Raw genomic sequence first — 15,862 nt, forward strand, 5'->3', positions numbered from 1 at the left:
TCATGAGCCATCAAATCGCACTCAATTTCGAAGACGGCGTGACCCGCTTCGTCAACGCCAATCCGGGCGAAACCGTGGCCGACGCCGCCTACCGCCAAGGCATCAACATCCCCCTGGACTGCCGCGACGGTGCGTGCGGCACCTGCAAGTGCCTGGCCGAGGCCGGGCGCTACGAGCTGGGCGAGGACTACATCGAAGACGCCCTGAGCGCCGATGAGGCCGAGCAGGGTTTTGTCCTCACCTGCCAGATGCGCGCCTTGAGCGATTGCGTGGTGCGGGTGCCGGCTTCGTCCCAGGTCTGCCGCGCCGGGCAGGGCAGTTTCCAGGCCAGCATCAGCGCCGTGCGCCAGCTGTCCGCCAGCACCATTGCCCTGTCGATCAAGGGCGAGGCCCTGAGCCAGCTGGCGTTCCTGCCGGGGCAATACGTCAACCTCGGGGTGCCCGGCAGCGAACAGACCCGGGCCTATTCCTTCAGCTCCTTGCAGCGCGACGGCGAGGTCAGCTTCCTGATCCGCAATGTGCCCGGCGGCCTGATGAGCAGCTTCCTCACCGGTCTTGCCAAAGCCGGCGACAGCATGACCCTGGCCGGGCCCCTGGGCAGCTTCTACCTGCGGGATATCCGCCGGCCCCTGCTGTTGCTGGCGGGCGGCACCGGGCTGGCGCCGTTCACCGCCATGCTGGAGAAAATTGCCGAGCAGGGCAGCGAGCACCCGCTGCATTTGATCTACGGCGTGACCAACGATTTCGACCTGGTGGAGCTGGAGCGCCTGGAAGACTTTGCCGCGCGCATCCCGCAGTTCAGCTTCAGCGCCTGCGTGGCCAACCCCGAAAGCCACTATCCGCGCAAGGGCTACGTGACCCAGCACATCGAGCCGGTGCACCTCAACCAGGGTGATGTGGACGTGTACCTGTGCGGCCCGCCGCCGATGGTCGAGGCGGTGAGCCAGTTCATCCGCGAGCAGGGCATTGCCCCGGCAAATTTCTACTACGAGAAGTTCGCCGCCAGCGCCGCCTGAAGGGCATTGCACTCTTGTGTAGGCGCTGGTTTGCCAGCGAAGGCGTCCATCAGGGCGCTGCAAGGCTCAAGGGCCCTTTCGCCGGCAAGCCGGCTCCTACGAAGTTCCACACGGCTAGCCCGGCCTTGTAGGAGCTGGCTTGCCAGCGAAGACGTCCAGCAGGGCGCGGCAAGGCCCCAAGGCCCTTTCGCCGGCAAGCCGGCTCCTACGAAGTTCCACACGGCAAGCCTGGCCTTGTAGGAGCTGGCTTGCCAGCGAAGGCGTCCATCAGGGCGCTGCAAGGCTCAAGGGCCCTTTCGCCGGCAAGCCGTCTCCTACGAAGTCCCACGCGGCAAGCCTGGTCTTGTAGGAGCTGGCTTGCCAGCGAAGGCGTCCATCAGGGCGCTGCTAGGCTCAAGGGCCTTTTCGCCGGCAAGCCGGCTCCTACGTCGGGTGGTGTTCTCCTTATCTTTTTGCATTCACGAGGTTTCCATGAACCGTTTCCACAACCAAGTCGCCCTGGTCACCGGCGCCGCCCAAGGCATCGGCCGTCGCGTTGCCGAACGCCTGGCCGAAGAGGGCGCCCGCGTGGTGCTGGTGGACCGCTCCGAGCTGGTCTTCGAACTGGCCGCCGAACTGAGCCCCCGCTACCCGGTCCTGGCCCTGACCGCCGACCTGGAGCAGTACAGCGAATGCAGTCGGATCATGGCGGCGGGCATCGCCCACTTCGGCCGCCTGGACATCCTCATCAACAACGTCGGCGGCACCATCTGGGCCAAGCCCTTCGAACACTACGAACCCGCGCAGATCGAAGCCGAAGTGCGTCGCTCGCTGTTCCCGACCCTGTGGTGCTGCCACGCCGCCTTGCCGCAGATGCTGGAGCAGGGCAGCGGGGCCATCGTCAACGTCTCGTCCATCGCCACCCGCAGCCTCAACCGCGTGCCCTACGGCGCGGCCAAGGGCGGGATCAACGCGCTGACCGCCTGCCTGGCCTTCGAAACCGCCGGCCGCGGCGTGCGGGTCAATGCCACCGCCCCGGGTGGCACCGAAGCCCCGCCGCGGCGCATCCCGCGCAACAGCGCCGAGCCGAGCGCCGAGGAGCAGGCTTGGTATCAGCAGATCGTCGAGCAGACCCTGGACAGCAGCCTGATGAAACGCTACGGCAACATGGACGAGCAGGCCGCGGCGATCCTGTTCCTCGCCTCCGACGAAGCTTCCTACATCACCGGCACGGTGCTGCCGGTGGGCGGCGGCGACCAGGGCTGAAGGCTGAGCTCCTGAACCCGTCAGTAGAACAGCCGCGGCTCGGGTGAGGCGAGCAGGCTGGCCAGCTTGGTCAGGGCAAAGCTCAGTTCGGCGCGGCTCGGCGACATCAAGGCAATGCGCACGCCGCGGCTGGCGGTGGTGCGCTGAGCCAGGAACTGGCTGCCGCTGACCACGGTGACCCCCTGGGCACGGGCCAGGTTGGCAAACTCATCGCAGTTCCAGGGCTCGGGCAATACCAGCCAGATGTGAAAGCTGTTGGGCTGGCTGCTGATCTGATAGTTGCCGAGAATCTCCCGCGCCATTTGCTGGCGCACCGCCGCTTCTTGCTGCTGGACCTTGATCAACTGCTCGCCGGTGCCGCTGTTGATCAGGTTGCTGGCCAGTTGCGCCATCATCGGCGAGGGCATCCATACACTGCTGCGGACCATGGACGACAGGCGCGAGAGGGTTTCGGGCGGGGCGTACAGGTAACCGATGCGCAGGGCCGGCAGGATGCTTTTCGACAGGCTGGTCAGGTAGATCGAACGCTCGGGGGCGTAGGCCGAGATCGGCTTGTGCACCGTGTGGGTTTCCAGAAAACCATAGATGTCATCGTCGATGATGAACACATCGTATTCGCGGGCGATCTGGGCGATGGCTTCGCGGCGCTCCGGCGGCATGATCGAGTTGGTCGGGTTCTGGTGAGTGGTCACGCACACCAGCAGGGCCGGACGGTGTTCCTGGCACGCGGCGCGGAAGGCCTCGGGCACCAGCCCGTATTCATCGATCTGCACGCCCATCAGGCGCCTGTCCAGGCTGTGGGCCAGGGAGATGATCCCGGGATAGCAATGCTCTTCGCAGAGAATCAGGTCGTTGGTGTTGGACAGGCTGTTGATGGCCACCAGCAGGCCGTGCTGTGCGCCGCTGGTGAGCACGATCTGCTGCCAGCGCGCCTCGGGCAGGCTGCGCTGCACCCAGCGGGCGCCGGCCTGCTTGTGCACGGCGTGCCCGCCATCGGTGGCGTAGTCCAGAACCCGGTTCAGGTCGGTCGACTGTGCCAGCTCGCCAATGGAATCGCGCAGCCACATCCCGACGTTGGCGTCATTGGGCTTGATGATCGACAGATCGATCTGCGCGCTGTGGCTATCGGCGGCGGTTTGTGCTGCGGCAGGTGCCGTCCTGGTCTTGGCCGGCAGGACAAAGGTCCCGCGTCCGACTTCCCCCACCACCAGCCCGCGCTTGGCCGCTTCGTCATAGGCACGACCCACGGTGCCGGGCGTGACTTTCAAGGCCTCGGCCAGCTCCTTGAGGGTGGGCAGCCGATCTTCAGGGCTCAGGCGCCCGGAGCGAATGTCTTGCTCCAGGGCGTCGGCAATCATTAGGTAAACCGGCTGCGCGTGGCCGCTGTATTGAGGAACCCACATAGGTAAAGCACCAGAGTCTGCACAAGCACGCAAGCCTAACATGAACCTGTGAAGGGGCGTAATCCTGTGGTAATCGAGGATATTGCACCTAATTGATGCGATTTAATTCTTTCGAGTAACCCAGTTTTTCCGTCGGTTTTGTCGCGCTGAAATTTTCTTTCACGAGAAATTTCAATAAATTCAATGACTTTAAAGCCGTGTGCGCGGGCTGTAGCGCCGATCGGCAGAAATAAATTGAATCGAGTCTATTTGTGTAATTACAATGATTACGTCGATGTTGTTTCGAGATGTTATCGAGGCATTGGCGGGTTTGTCCCGGCATTACACGGGTGTCGTGTGAGCTGAATCACAAAAATACAACAGGTTGTGCCGCCTCCCGGGTCAGGCGCAACGCGCATCGAACTATGGAATTCAACTGAAATGGAAAGCGCACAGCACAAGCAGGCAGTCGAGGCCGTGGCAACGTTGGAAATCCGCTTGCCGTGGGTTATTTCCAGCGCATGGCAAACCGTCTTGAGTCAGACGCCTCTGGAATTCGAGGCCACCAAAGACATTTACTTTCAGCTCAAGGAACAGGCCCAGGATGTACTGGGGGCCGCCCTGACCCGACAGATCCGGGCATTTGTCGAAGACCCCGACATCACCTCGATGGTGATTCGCAACTGCCCGCGAGACCGGGACATTCCGCCGACGCCTTACTCCGGCGTGTTGAGCCCCAAGAGCACCCCCATCGCCTGCCTGGTCAGCCTTTCGCTGCAAAGCCTGCTGGGTATCCATCCGGTGGTCTATGAAGGAGAGAATGACGGGCGCCTGTTTCGCCATGTGATTCCTTCACGCACTTCCTCCAGTCAGAAAAGCTCGCACGGTTCGCGCCTGCGCTTCTCCTACCACGTCGACAACCCGGACTTGCCGCTGTCCTCCGAAGCGCTCGGCGAGCTTTCCTGCTGCCCGGAATACCTGTCGTTCTTCGGCATGCGTTGCGACCCGCGGATCAACACCACGCTGGTCAATCTGGACGACGTGATCGAGCAACTGCCGGCGGCCACCGTGCGCGAACTGAGCCTGCCGCAGTTCGAAGTGCGCCGCCCGGACTCGTTCGCCAGCCAACGCCGTTCAACGCCCAACCTGGCGGTGTTGGTGCGCGGCGCGGCCAACGAGTGGCTGTGCCGTTTCGACAGTGAAAACACCTACGGCATGAACGCCACCGCCGAGCTGGCGCTCAATGCCCTGCGCACGCTGCTGGAAACCCGTCGCTTCGATGAACCGCACCTGCTGCTGCCCGGGGATTTCATGATCTTCAAGAACCAGCGAGTGCTTCACGCCCGGGACGGTTTCGAGCCGCAAAACGACGGCGCCGACCGCTGGCTGTTGCGCGTGTTTGCGGTCAATGACCTGAACCGCGTGCGCTTTGCGCGAGCCGACCATCTGTATGAAGTCCTTTGCTGATTCTTTTTTTCTTCGTGGGGTAACGCTATGGAACTGTTAGGAGCCTATTGGGCTGAACACTGGGTATTGGCGATTCTGCTGCTGGGCGCCATTGCTTTCGTCGCCGGCTTTGTCGACAGCATTGCCGGCGGGGGCGGGCTGTTCCTGGTACCGGGATTCTTGCTGGTGGGCCTGCCGCCGCAGGTGGCGCTGGGCCAGGAAAAGCTGGTCAGCACCCTGGGCACCCTGGCGGCGATCAGAAACTTTCTGGTCAACAGCAAGATGGTCTGGAAAGTGGCGCTGGTCGGCGTGCCTTTTTCCCTGCTCGGTGCCTACCTGGGGGCGCACCTGATTGTGTCGATCTCGCAGGAAACCGTGGGCAAGATCATCCTGGCGTTGATCCCCTTTGGCATCCTGATTTTCCTCACCCCCAAGGACCGGCCCGTGCAGGAGCACGTGCTGTCCGATGCCATGCTGTTTACCGTGGTGCCCCTGACCTGCCTGGTCATCGGCTTCTATGACGGCTTCTTTGGCCCGGGCACCGGCAGCATGTTCATCATCGCCTTTCACTACCTGCTGAAAATGGACCTGGTCTCCAGCTCGGCCAACTCCAAGACCTTCAACTTCGCGTCCAACATCGGCGCCCTGGTGGCGTTCATCATGGCCGGCAAGGTGATCTACCTGCTGGCCCTGCCATTGGTGGCCTGCAACATTTTGGGCAACCACCTGGGCAGTGCCCTGGCCATTCGCAAGGGCAACGACGTGGTGCGCAAGGTGCTGGTGCTCTCGATGATGTGTCTGTTCGCCAGCCTCGGCGTGAAATACCTGGCCTGATCGCCAGACAAAGGAGAAACCCATGAAAACCGCATTTGTGACCGGCGCCTCGGCCGGCTTTGGCCAAGCGATCTGTCGCCGACTGATCGCCGAAGGCTATCGCGTGATCGGTGGCGCGCGGCGCATGGACAAGCTCCAGCGCCTGGAGCAGGAGCTGGGTGAGAACTTCATCGCCCTGGAGCTGGATGTCACCGACAAGACCTCCCTGGAACGGGCGGTGGAACAGATCCATGAGGCGTCCCTGGCCATCGATCTGCTGGTCAACAACGCCGGGCTGGCGCTGGGCATCGAACGTGCCCAGCAAAGCAGCGCGCAGAACTGGGAGCGCATGATCGCCACCAACATCACCGGCCTGGCGCTGATTACCCAGCGCGTCCTGCCCCGCATGGTCGAGGCCAACAGCGGGCTGATCATCAACATCGGCTCGATTGCCGGCACCTATCCCTATCCGGGCGGCAACGTCTATGGCGCCAGCAAGGCCTTCGTCAAGCAGTTCAGCCTGAACCTGCGCGCGGACCTGGCCGGCACCCGGGTGCGGGTAACCAACATCGAACCGGGCCTGTGTTCCGGCACCGACTTCTCGGTGGTGCGGCTTAACGGCGACATGGAAGCGGTGCACGCCTTGTACAAGGATGTTGAAGCCATCCGCCCCGAGGACATCGCCAACACCGTGTGCTGGATCGCCCAGCAGCCGGAGCATCTGAACATCAACTCCATCGAAATCATGCCCGTGGCGCAGAGCAGCGCGGCGCTGAATGTCGTGCGCAACCTGTAAGGGAAGGGGGGCGCTGCTGAGTGCGGCGCTCACGCAACCCTGTAGCCGCTGCCGCAGGCTGCGCACGGGCGCAAAGCGCTCGCTAAACCAGACGCTGCGATACCCCGGTGAGACTTCACCGGGCCGGTTTCTGATGGCTGGGCAATCCTCCGCCCTTAGCGGCGACCGTCTCCGTCGCCGCTAAGGGTTTACAGGCATGGGGTAGGGCAAGTCGATTGGCGGGGCGTCCGGCAACTGCCGCGAGGATTTGCCCATCAGATAGCCGATGATCTGCGGCGCAGTCATGTCCACCTGCAACATGTCCGGCTCGCCAAACCACTCGTTGGGCCAGAAGATCAGGTCCGAGGCATTGGCCTCGGGGAAGTTGGTTTCCAGCAGGCTCAAGGCGTAGTCCATATCAGACTCCGTGCCCTCGCATTGACAGATGAAACCCGCCAGGGCACACGCTTCGTCGAAGCTCAGGTCGTCAACGTAGCGCTCTTGATGAAAGGCAGTGCGCAGAAAGTTCTCCGCGCTGGTATGGCTGTGCATCACGAGAAACTCGTGGAACTCGAAAGGCCGGCCGGCGTGGCTGTTCCACTGCTCGATCAGCGCACTGATCTCGGGGCTTTCCCGGCCCTGGTTGTCCCAGATCCGGTCGAGGATCTGCTCCAGCAGGTCCTTCATCAACGCATTTGTTTTCGGCGTCGGTGGTGTTGGTTTCAGCCGTTCCGGCATGGCCATGGGTATCTCCCTGATTGTCATTGCAGGTGGCTGGAGAGGGGGGCGCGAGATTGCCTTCGCTGGCAAGCCCGCTCTTACGAGGGATGGTGCCTGCCTGTGTAGGAGCTGGCTTGCCAGCGAAGACGCCCGCCAGCCCCCCCATTCCCGAGCGGCGCACAGAATAGTCCCTCTGCGCCGCCGACTAAAGCACCGGCCCCAGCCGCAACAACGCACACAACCCGCCCTCAGGCCGATTGCGCAACTCCAGACGGCCACCGATCTTGCTGACGATCATCTGCACAATCGCCAGCCCCAGCCCAGCGCCATGGGCGTTGCCCTGGCTGTAGAAACGCTCCAGCAAACGTCCGCGATCCTTTTCGTCGATACCCGGTCCTGCGTCTTCCACGCACAGGTGCATCGCGCCATCCGCCTGGGGCCGCAGGCCGACCCGCACTTCGCTGCCCGCGGGGGCGAAGTTCAGGGCGTTGGTCACCAGGTTCTGCAGGGCAATGGCCAAAGCCACCGGGTCGGTATCAATCAGGCAGCCTTCCTCGCCTTCCAGCACCAGTTCGACCTCTTTCTCCAGGGCCAAAGGCGTCAGTTCCGCCAGCTCTTCGCGCACCAGGGCGCTGAGGTCGATGCGGCTCAGGCGCGGGCTGTTCAGTTGCGGTTCGATGCGGGCCATGGTCAGCAGCTGGCTGGCGATACGGGTGGCGCGGTCGACGCCGCTCACCAGAAAGTCCAGGGCTTCCTGGCGCTGCTCGGGGCTGCCGGCGCTCTGGGCGTTCTGCGCATGAATCCGCAGGATCGCCAGGGGCGTGCGCAGTTCATGGGCGGCGTCGGCGATAAAGCGCCGCTCGCGTTCCAGCAGGCTGTCGATCTGGGCCAACAACTGGTTGAGGGCGGTCTGCATCGGTTCCAGGTCCTGGGGCAGGGGCTTGAGCCCGAGCGGCTGCAAGGTGTCGCTGCTGCGCCCGCGAATGGCCCGGGCCATGGCCCGCAGCGGCGCCAGGCCCCAGCCGATGGTCAGCCAGATCAGCAGCGCCAGCAGCGGCACGCCGATCAGGGTCGGCCACAGGGTATGGCGCACGATGCGCTGGATCAGGTCCTGGCGAATGTCATCCCGTTCGCCCACCCAGATCAGCAGGCCCTGCTGCGGGTCGGCCAGGAGAAAGGCGCACCAGTCCTTGTCGTTTTCCAGGATGTCGTGGGCCCCCAGGGTGGTGGGTGGCGCGTCCAGCAGCGGGGCCTCGGCGGAGCGCATCAGCAACTGGCCGTCGTCGCGCCACACCTGGAAGGTCAGGCGGGTTTCATAGGGGTGGGCGGCGCCGTCCACGCCGACCCGGCTCATGGCCTGGTCGAAGGCCTGGTGCAGGCGTTCCCAGTCCGCCGCGTCCGTCTGTTGAGCCGGGTCGCGCTGGCGCAGCACCCCTTGCAGCAGCCGCGCGCTCTGGGCCAGCTGGGCGTCGTAGACCTCTTCGATTTCATGGTGGCTGTCGCGCAGCACCAGCCAGCTGATCAGCAAATCCCCCAGCAGCACCAGGACCAGGACCGGCAGCAGAATCCGCGTGCGCACCGAGTTCATGGCTTGAGCTCCAGCACATAACCGACGCCGCGCACGGTGCGGATCAGCTCGCTGCAGAGCTTCTTGCGCAGGTTGTGGATCAGCACTTCCAGGGTGTTGCTCTCGACCCGGTCCTGCCAGCCGTACAGCGCCCGGGACAGGCGTTCGCGGGTCACCACTTTGCCCGGGCGCACCATCAGCTGATGCAGCAACTGGTATTCCATGGGGGTGAGCACCACCTCGGCGTCCTGGTAATGCACCTGCTGGTTGGCCGGGTCGAGGCAGATACCGGCGTGCTCCAGCAGTGGCTGGGCACGGCCCTGGCTGCGGCGCAGCAGGGCGCGGACCCGGGCCTTGAATTCCTCGACATCGAAGGGCTTGACCAGGTAGTCGTCGGCCCCGGCATCCAGCCCGGCGATGCGCTCGGCGGTGCCGTCGCGGGCGGTGAGAATCAGCACCGGCAGGTCCTGGCGGGCGGCGCGCAATTGCTGGAGCAATTCCAGGCCGTCGAGCCGCGGCAGGCCCAGGTCCAGCAGCAACAGGTCGAAGCTTTCCGTGCGCAGGGCATGCAGGGCGCTGGCGCCATCCTGCAGCCAGTCCAGGGTGTAGCCTTCGGCGCTCAGGGCCACGCGGATGCCCTGGCCGAGGGCACGATCATCTTCGACAAGCAGCAGGCGCATGGGGTGTTCTCGGTTGGGCGGGGGGCAGGGAAGGGGCGCATGATGACGCCGGCCAGGGGCTGCCGGCAGGGGTTTTAGGCGGGGAAAATGTTACCGCGCGTTGCCAACTAAGCTTTCACTAAGCTTGGTTTTGCACAGTGCAATCTCCCCCATTACCGGAGCGTTTCTCTATGCGCAAAGTCCTGCTGCTGTCCCTGGTTCTCGCCAGCCCCCTGGCCATTGCCGGCCCGCAATGCACCACCGCCGAACGCTCGCAATGGCAAGACCCGCAAGCCTTCCAGGACCAGCTCAAGGCCCAGGGCTACCAGATCAGCAAGTTCAAGGTCACCGACGGCAATTGCTACGAGATCTACGGCTTCGACAAGGACCAGCGCAAGGTCGAGATCTACCACGACCCGGTGACCGGCAAGGCGGTGAAGACCGAGATCAAAGGCTGATGCCGCACGCGTCCCTGCGGCTGTGGGACCCGCTGGTGCGACTGTTTCACCTGTCCATCGCCGGGGTCTTTATCGGCAACTACTTCTTCAATGAAGCCGGTGACGACTGGCACGTCTGGCTCGGCTACTACGCCATGGCCTGGCTGCTGCTGCGCACAGTCTGGGGATTTGTCGGGCCGCGCAGTGCGCGCTGGTCCGACTTCTGGCCGACCCGGGCCCGGCTGGCGCGGCACCTGCGCTCGCTGTGGGCCGGGCGCCCCGAGCACCGCCTGGGGCATTCACCCCTCGGGGCTTTGGTGATGCTGCTGATGCTGCTGGCCCTGGTGCTGATCGGCGTCAGCGGTTTCTTGATGGAGGAGGTCGATGCCCTGTGGGGCGCCGACTGGCCGCTGCAAGTGCACGAAACCAGCGCCGATGTGCTGCTGGGCCTGGTGCTGCTGCATGTGTGCGCGGCGATTTTTGAAAGCTTCCAAGTGCGCGACAACCTGCCGTTGTCGATGCTCACCGGCCGCCGCCGACCCTTGCCGGGTCCTGAGCGGCGCTGACGTTTTCCCTTGTTCCCAACCGGCACTTGCCACGGGCCCCTTTATGCGTGCGCTGTCCTTTCGCCTGAGCTTCATCTGCAGCAGCCTGGTCTTGGCCGCCGTCTTTATCGCCGCCTGGCGCAGCCATCCGCCTCACCAACTGGCGCCGTTCGCCCAGGCGGCCGTGAACAGCGACGCGGCCAAGGCCAGCAGCACGCCGCAATACACCAGCCGCTTCGTCTCCTCGGACCTGGATGACTTCGTGCATTCGTCCTCGGTGACCGCCTTGCCCGGCGGCGACCTGATGGCCGTGTGGTTCGCCGGCTCCCGGGAAGGCGCCGCCGACGTCCAGGTGCGCAGCGCACGCTTTGACGCCCAGAGTGGCGAGTGGGGCGCCGAGCAGGTGCTGGCCACCCGCGAATCGACCCGTGACGGCACCGGGCGCTACATCCGCAAGCTCGGCAACCCGGTGATCGCCCTGGGCCCGGATCAGCGCCTGTGGATGTTCTACGTTTCGGTGTCGGTGGGCGGTTGGGCCACCAGCGCCATCAACCTGATGGTTTCCGATGACCTGGGGCGCAGTTGGTCGGCGCCGCGGCAGTTGGTGACCTCGCCGTTCTTCAACATCAGCACCCTGGTGCGCGCCGCGCCGGTGTTCCATGCCGACGGCGCCATCGGCCTGCCGGTGTACCACGAGTTCATGGGCAAGTTCGCCGAGTACCTGTACCTGAGCGCCGATGGCGCGGTGATCGACAAATTCCGCATCAGCCGCGGCAAGCACTCCCTGCAACCGACCATCGTGCCCCTGGACGAACGCCGCGCCGTGGCCATGCTGCGCTACGCCGGCGACACCCACCACAAGGTCCTGGCCAGCCGCACCGAAGACGCCGGGCAGACCTGGAGCGAGCCCTATCCGCTGCAACCGTCCAACCCCAACTCGTCCCTGGCGGCGGTGGGCACCGACGACCAGGGCCTGCTGGTGGCCCTCAACGACCTGCAGGACGGGCGCTTCAGACTCAGCCTGTACGGCACCGACGCCGGCCTCAGCCAATGGCGCCCCCTGGTGGAACTGGACCAGTCACCCGACCCTTTGGGCCAGCCGTTTTCCCACGAGGCCTACAAGGACATCATCGGTGAAGGCTTCCGCGCTTCCAGCGGTGCCCGGCGCCTGCCCCTGGAACAGCGCTTCCTGAGCAACCTCGACTACCGGGTGTGCAAGCCCCAGGGCTGCGACTTCGAGTACGAGTACCCCTACTTCAGTCGCGGGGCGGACGGCCTGTACCACCTGGTCTATTCCTGGAACAACACCTTTATCAAGCACGTCAGCTTCAACGCGGCGTGGCTGGCGGAGCGCCTGTGATGCTGTCCCTGTGGCAAGCCCACCTGAGTTTTATCCTCCTGGGTTTCGTGCTGCTTGGCAGCCTGCGCCTGACCGCGCCCTGGCGCCCCTGGCTGCTGCCCGTGCTGGCCCTGGTCAGCTTCATCCCGCTGAACCAGCTGCCGCTGGCGGCCTATGTGCGCAGCTTCACCGATGATCTGGCCATCAGCACCCTGGTGCTGCTGGGCTGGGTCAGCCTGCGGCACTTGGGGGTGATTGCGCCCTTGCCAGCCAAACACCGGGCGCAGGTCCTGCTGCTGTTTATCGGCCTGACCCTGAGCCTGTACCCCGCGACCCTGGGCCTGACCTACCTCGATCCCTACCGCTGGGGCTACAACCCACGGCCGATGATCGTGCTGATGGGCCTGGCGGCGCTGGTGCTGCTGTGGCAGCGCAACCTGCTGGGGGTGCTGATGCTGGCGGCCGGGACCCTGGCCTTCGCCCTGCGTCTCAAGCCTTCGGAAAACTACTGGGACTACCTGCTGGACCCGCTGCTGGCGGGCTACTGCCTGATTGCCGGCAGCGGCGGGCTGCTGCTGTGGCTGTGGCGCCGCGTCAACCAGCGCCGCCGCGGGCAGCCCCTTGCCGGGTAAACCAACCGGCCGCGCCGCGGCCTTCGATAACACCACACAGAGGTCAATGATGGGCGGGTTGCAATCACGCCGCCTGCGCTACGGCGTGGGCGCAATCGGGCTGGTATTCGGCTTGCTGGCACTGCTGCGGCTGCTGTTCGCCGTGGGGTTTTCCGGGGTGGACCTGAGCGCCGCCGACCAGCGCGAGGCCATCCTCCAGACCCTCGGTATCGGCCTGCGCTTCGACCTGCGCCTGACCCTGCTGCTACTGCTGCCCCTGGCCCTGCTGGCCTGGCTGCCGCGCTGGAACCTGCTGCGCCTGCCGGCCCTGCGCTGGCTGGCCCGGGCCTACCTGCTGCTGGTGCTGGGCGGGGTAGGGCTGCTGTACATCATCGACTTCGGCCACTACGCCTACCTGGGCGTGCGCATCAACGCCACCGTGCTGCGCTACCTGGACGACGCACAGATCTCCCGGCAAATGCTCTGGGAAAGCTACCCGGTGCTGTGGATCGTCCTCGCCTGGGGCAGCGCCCTGGCCCTGTGCTGCTATGCCTTGCTGCGCCTGGAACGCCTGACCCTCGACCGCCCGGCGCAACCCCTGGGCCGCTGGTCCCTGGCCAGCGTCAGCGCCCTGGGCATTGCCGCTGTGTTCCTCGCCCTGCTGGGCCGGGTGGAAAACCTCAACCTGGAAAACCCCGTGCCCCTGCGCTGGAGCGACGCCTACTTCTCCGGCAACAGCCAGATCGCCGCCCTGGGCCTGAACCCCGTGCTGTTCTTCTACGACACCCTCAAGGCTGGCCAGGCCCAGTACGACGAAGCCCAAGTGCGCCAACACTACCCGGCCCTGGCCCGCTACCTCGGCGTCGACCACCCGGACCCACAGCGCCTGAACTTCACCCGCCAACAAGGCGTGCAGCCGTACCGCATCGACCGCCCCCGGCCGCCCAACGTCATCTTCGTCATGCTCGAATCCCTCGGCACCAGCGCCGTGGGCGCCTACGGCAACCCGCTCAACCCCACCTCCAACCTCGACCGCCTGGCCCGCCAGAGCTGGTTCTTCAAACACTTCTACGTCCCGGTCACCGGCACCGCCAAGACCGTGTGGGCCAGCATCACCGGCGTGCCCGACGTCACCCGCCAAGAGACCGCCACCCGCCAGCCCCTGATCACCCGCCAACACAGCCTGATCAACGCCTTCAGCGACTACCACAAGCTCTACCTGATCGGCGGCAACGCCGGCTGGGCCAACATCAACGGCCTGATCCGCCAGAGCATCGACAACGTGCGCCTGTACGACGAAAGCCACTGGCAATCGCCCCTGGTGGACGTCTGGGGCATCTCCGACCTCGACCTGTTCAAGGAAAGCGACCGCCTGCTGCGCGCCATCCCCCAGGACCAACCGTTCTTCGCCTACCTGCAAACCTCCGGCAACCACCGCCCGTTCACCATTCCCAAGGACAACGACGGCTTCCAAGCCCAGGACCTGCCCCTGGAACAGGTCCAGGCCGCCGGTTCCCGCAGCCTTGCGCAATACAACGCCGTGCGCCTGCTGGACTTCAACATCGGCCGGCTAATGGAGATCGCCAAGGCGGGCGGCTACTACGACAACACGATTTTCGTGTTCTTCGGCGACCACAACACCCGCATCAGCCAGATCCCCCACATGGCTCCCGCGTTTGAACAGCTAGGGCTGGAAAGCAACAACGTACCGCTGCTGATTCATGCCCCGGGGATGTTGCAGCCCAGAGTGATCGAAGAAGCCGTCGGCCTCGCCGACCTGCTGCCCACCGTGGCCGGCATGGCCGGGATGCCCTTCACCAATGGCGCCATGGGGCGGGATATTCAGCAGCCAGCGCCGGAAGGGGAGCGGGTGGTGCCGCTGGTATTGAGGGAAGGGACCTTTCCGGTGATTGGCGGTGTGACCAAGGATTTTCTGCTGCAGATGCAGCACGACGGCAGTGGTGCGACCTTGCATGATTTGGCGTCGAGCACCCCGCGGGAGGATGTGGCGCAGGAGCATCCGCAGGAGTTTGAACGGTTACTGGAGTTGACCCGGGGGATGCATGAGGGGGCGCGGTTGATGTTGTATCGCAACGTTCGCTGACACCGCACAGCCATCGGTTGACGCCAGCCCGTGTAGGAGCTGGCTTGCCAGCGAAGGCGGCCGAAAGATCGCCGCCAAACCTTCTAACCAGCCACTCTGACTCCCTAAACCAGGGAGTCACAACATCACATTTACGTCTGCTTCAGATTGGCCTGATACCGCTCCTTCACTTCAGCCACGCTCAGCCACTTGCGTTGCGAATGCACCACCCGATGGCAATTGGCACACAACAACGCCAAATCAGCGAGCTTAGTTTTGTCACCCGGCTGGAGCGTGTGCAGAGGTTTAGTGTGGTGGACGTCAATCACTCCCTCCACATCTGCACCATAGGTTTGGCTGAAGTTAAAACCACACGCCTCACACTGAAGCGCCCCATGTTGCTTCAGCGCCTCTTCCTTTTTGCGCTTAACGATTTTCTTGTCTCTTTCCCGTACCCGATGCACCCGGGTGAGCACTTTGCCTTCCTCTGCTTCGAAGAAGCCCGGGTCATCCGCTGCACTTAAATCGATAGGGCTAGCTGGAATCGTCTGAACGTTGGCATTGATCGCCGCCACAACCTCAGCAAGACGCTCCGGGTCATTGGCAAATTCCAGCCACACCAACTGCTCATCCTTATTGCCTTTCGCAAGCCCCGTACGCCCGTTGTTGGTGTAGCTCGGGTCCCAACGCCGGAAGTTGTTGAGCTTCATGCACACACCGTTGGCATTGCGAAAACTCTGGTTCTTGCTCACTCCGGTGGCATTACCAATGAGATTGAGAGCCTGTGATAACGCCAAAACATCCGGATGATTCACACCGGGTAAACCGTTGCGGTGAAGGAGATACAGGTTTAGGGCAAGAACGAGCTCGTCGCGGCTCCAAGCAGGGTTGGATTGATTGCTGATAGGTGCAGAGGTCATGCGGGGGGGCTATCCGTAGGTTTCCCGATTCGCTGTACGAAACAGCGTAAGAGGCCGTAAGGATATTCTTTTCCCAACAGGTTTGGGAGTTCAGTAGTGAGTAGGAAAGGGGGCGTAGTAGGGGAGGGACGCGTTGCCTTTCACCACGTGGCTATGACCGTGGCGGGGCAGTGAGAGTGTTTGAGCAATATCGAAGGGCTACTGCATCTCTAGGAGTTGGGCTTGCCAGCGAAAGCGGCCTAACAGAAGCGGGGCAAATCATTCTTCACCCCGCTTCCACATTTTTCGGACTTCTGAGTATCTG

At 63.9% G+C, this 15,862-nt stretch carries 15 protein-coding genes; 10 read left to right on the forward strand and 5 right to left on the reverse strand.

Annotated features, from left to right (window positions below):
* Positions 1-2: 2 nt before the first annotated feature.
* Both benC and ACMGG8_RS15180 read left to right on the forward strand, forming a co-directional pair.
* Positions 3-1,016: a benzoate 1,2-dioxygenase electron transfer component BenC gene (gene benC, locus ACMGG8_RS15175; protein ID WP_060840102.1), complete on the forward strand. Its 1,014-nt coding sequence runs from the start codon at positions 3-5 to the stop codon at positions 1,014-1,016.
* 471 nt (positions 1,017-1,487) lie between these two features.
* Positions 1,488-2,261 (forward strand): 1,6-dihydroxycyclohexa-2,4-diene-1-carboxylate dehydrogenase, encoded by a 774-nt coding sequence (locus tag ACMGG8_RS15180; RefSeq protein ID WP_060844092.1) that lies wholly within the window; start codon positions 1,488-1,490, stop codon positions 2,259-2,261.
* A 20-nt stretch (positions 2,262-2,281) separates the two neighbouring features.
* On the opposite strand, the gene ACMGG8_RS15185 is transcribed toward ACMGG8_RS15180, so the two are convergent.
* Positions 2,282-3,664 carry a PLP-dependent aminotransferase family protein gene (locus tag ACMGG8_RS15185; RefSeq protein WP_414159833.1) on the reverse strand — a complete coding sequence of 461 codons (1,383 nt, stop codon included), beginning with the start codon at positions 3,662-3,664 and terminating at the stop codon, positions 2,282-2,284.
* 513 nt (positions 3,665-4,177) lie between these two features.
* Between ACMGG8_RS15185 and ACMGG8_RS15190 the strand changes: the two genes are divergently transcribed.
* The 3 genes from ACMGG8_RS15190 to ACMGG8_RS15200 are packed head-to-tail and all read left to right on the forward strand — an operon-like array spanning position 4,178 to position 6,698.
* Positions 4,178-5,110, forward strand: coding sequence for a TauD/TfdA family dioxygenase (locus ACMGG8_RS15190; protein ID WP_231978974.1), 933 nt, complete (start codon positions 4,178-4,180; stop codon positions 5,108-5,110).
* A 27-nt stretch (positions 5,111-5,137) separates the two neighbouring features.
* Positions 5,138-5,923 carry a sulfite exporter TauE/SafE family protein gene (locus ACMGG8_RS15195; protein WP_047305291.1) on the forward strand — a complete coding sequence of 262 codons (786 nt, stop codon included), beginning with the start codon at positions 5,138-5,140 and terminating at the stop codon, positions 5,921-5,923.
* A gap of 22 nt (positions 5,924-5,945) precedes the next feature.
* The gene (locus tag ACMGG8_RS15200; RefSeq protein WP_060840098.1) at positions 5,946-6,698 is read left to right on the forward strand and encodes an SDR family NAD(P)-dependent oxidoreductase; all 753 of its coding nucleotides are present in this window, start codon (positions 5,946-5,948) and stop codon (positions 6,696-6,698) included.
* A gap of 180 nt (positions 6,699-6,878) precedes the next feature.
* Here the strand turns inward: ACMGG8_RS15200 and ACMGG8_RS15205 are convergent, their stop codons facing one another.
* The 3 genes from ACMGG8_RS15205 to ACMGG8_RS15215 form a co-directional block, all read right to left on the reverse strand.
* Positions 6,879-7,421, reverse strand: coding sequence for a hypothetical protein (locus ACMGG8_RS15205; protein WP_414159834.1), 543 nt, complete (start codon positions 7,419-7,421; stop codon positions 6,879-6,881).
* 181 nt (positions 7,422-7,602) lie between these two features.
* Positions 7,603-8,985, reverse strand: a complete 1,383-nt coding sequence (locus ACMGG8_RS15210; protein WP_414159835.1) for an ATP-binding protein — start codon at positions 8,983-8,985, stop codon at positions 7,603-7,605.
* The gene (locus tag ACMGG8_RS15215) at positions 8,982-9,644 is read right to left on the reverse strand and encodes a response regulator (RefSeq protein ID WP_060840095.1); all 663 of its coding nucleotides are present in this window, start codon (positions 9,642-9,644) and stop codon (positions 8,982-8,984) included. Before ACMGG8_RS15215 ends, ACMGG8_RS15210 begins: the two co-directional genes overlap by 4 nt.
* A gap of 170 nt (positions 9,645-9,814) precedes the next feature.
* On the opposite strand from ACMGG8_RS15215, the gene ACMGG8_RS15220 reads away from it, so the two are divergent.
* Genes ACMGG8_RS15220 through ACMGG8_RS15240 form a run of 5 tightly spaced genes read left to right on the forward strand, consistent with a single transcriptional unit; the run spans position 9,815 to position 14,659 of the window.
* Positions 9,815-10,081, forward strand: a complete 267-nt coding sequence (locus ACMGG8_RS15220) for a PepSY domain-containing protein (protein ID WP_060840094.1) — start codon at positions 9,815-9,817, stop codon at positions 10,079-10,081.
* On the forward strand, positions 10,081-10,626 hold the full coding sequence (locus ACMGG8_RS15225) for a cytochrome b/b6 domain-containing protein (protein WP_115580476.1): 546 nt from the start codon (positions 10,081-10,083) through the stop codon (positions 10,624-10,626). The genes ACMGG8_RS15220 and ACMGG8_RS15225 overlap by 1 nt, the downstream gene beginning before the upstream one ends.
* 43 nt (positions 10,627-10,669) lie before the next feature.
* Positions 10,670-11,965, forward strand: coding sequence for a sialidase family protein (locus tag ACMGG8_RS15230; RefSeq protein ID WP_414159836.1), 1,296 nt, complete (start codon positions 10,670-10,672; stop codon positions 11,963-11,965).
* Positions 11,965-12,576 (forward strand): hypothetical protein, encoded by a 612-nt coding sequence (locus ACMGG8_RS15235; protein WP_414159837.1) that lies wholly within the window; start codon positions 11,965-11,967, stop codon positions 12,574-12,576. The genes ACMGG8_RS15230 and ACMGG8_RS15235 overlap by 1 nt, the downstream gene beginning before the upstream one ends.
* Positions 12,577-12,625: 49 nt before the next feature.
* A complete protein-coding gene (locus ACMGG8_RS15240; RefSeq protein ID WP_414159838.1) occupies positions 12,626-14,659 on the forward strand; it encodes an LTA synthase family protein in 2,034 nt (677 codons plus the stop codon).
* Between the two features lie 131 nt (positions 14,660-14,790).
* Here ACMGG8_RS15240 and ACMGG8_RS15245 read toward each other — a convergent pair whose 3' ends face one another.
* Positions 14,791-15,558, reverse strand: a complete 768-nt coding sequence (locus tag ACMGG8_RS15245) for an HNH endonuclease (RefSeq protein WP_173664417.1) — start codon at positions 15,556-15,558, stop codon at positions 14,791-14,793.
* Positions 15,559-15,862 lie beyond the last annotated feature (304 nt).

It is taken from the genome of Pseudomonas sp. BNK-45 (genome assembly GCF_047456255.1).
Classification (GTDB): domain Bacteria; phylum Pseudomonadota; class Gammaproteobacteria; order Pseudomonadales; family Pseudomonadaceae; genus Aquipseudomonas.

Coding starts and splice junctions, on each gene's coding strand:
- benC (WP_060840102.1), top strand. CDS start 3: ATGAGCCATCAAATCGCACTCAATTTCGAAGACGGCGTGACCCGCTTC.
- ACMGG8_RS15180 (WP_060844092.1), top strand. CDS start 1,488: ATGAACCGTTTCCACAACCAAGTCGCCCTGGTCACCGGCGCCGCCCAA.
- ACMGG8_RS15185 (WP_414159833.1), bottom strand. CDS start 3,664: ATGTGGGTTCCTCAATACAGCGGCCACGCGCAGCCGGTTTACCTAATG.
- ACMGG8_RS15195 (WP_047305291.1), top strand. CDS start 5,138: ATGGAACTGTTAGGAGCCTATTGGGCTGAACACTGGGTATTGGCGATT.
- ACMGG8_RS15200 (WP_060840098.1), top strand. CDS start 5,946: ATGAAAACCGCATTTGTGACCGGCGCCTCGGCCGGCTTTGGCCAAGCG.
- ACMGG8_RS15205 (WP_414159834.1), bottom strand. CDS start 7,421: ATGGCCATGCCGGAACGGCTGAAACCAACACCACCGACGCCGAAAACA.
- ACMGG8_RS15210 (WP_414159835.1), bottom strand. CDS start 8,985: ATGAACTCGGTGCGCACGCGGATTCTGCTGCCGGTCCTGGTCCTGGTG.
- ACMGG8_RS15215 (WP_060840095.1), bottom strand. CDS start 9,644: ATGCGCCTGCTGCTTGTCGAAGATGATCGTGCCCTCGGCCAGGGCATC.
- ACMGG8_RS15220 (WP_060840094.1), top strand. CDS start 9,815: ATGCGCAAAGTCCTGCTGCTGTCCCTGGTTCTCGCCAGCCCCCTGGCC.
- ACMGG8_RS15225 (WP_115580476.1), top strand. CDS start 10,081: ATGCCGCACGCGTCCCTGCGGCTGTGGGACCCGCTGGTGCGACTGTTT.
- ACMGG8_RS15230 (WP_414159836.1), top strand. CDS start 10,670: ATGCGTGCGCTGTCCTTTCGCCTGAGCTTCATCTGCAGCAGCCTGGTC.
- ACMGG8_RS15235 (WP_414159837.1), top strand. CDS start 11,965: ATGCTGTCCCTGTGGCAAGCCCACCTGAGTTTTATCCTCCTGGGTTTC.
- ACMGG8_RS15240 (WP_414159838.1), top strand. CDS start 12,626: ATGGGCGGGTTGCAATCACGCCGCCTGCGCTACGGCGTGGGCGCAATC.
- ACMGG8_RS15245 (WP_173664417.1), bottom strand. CDS start 15,558: ATGACCTCTGCACCTATCAGCAATCAATCCAACCCTGCTTGGAGCCGC.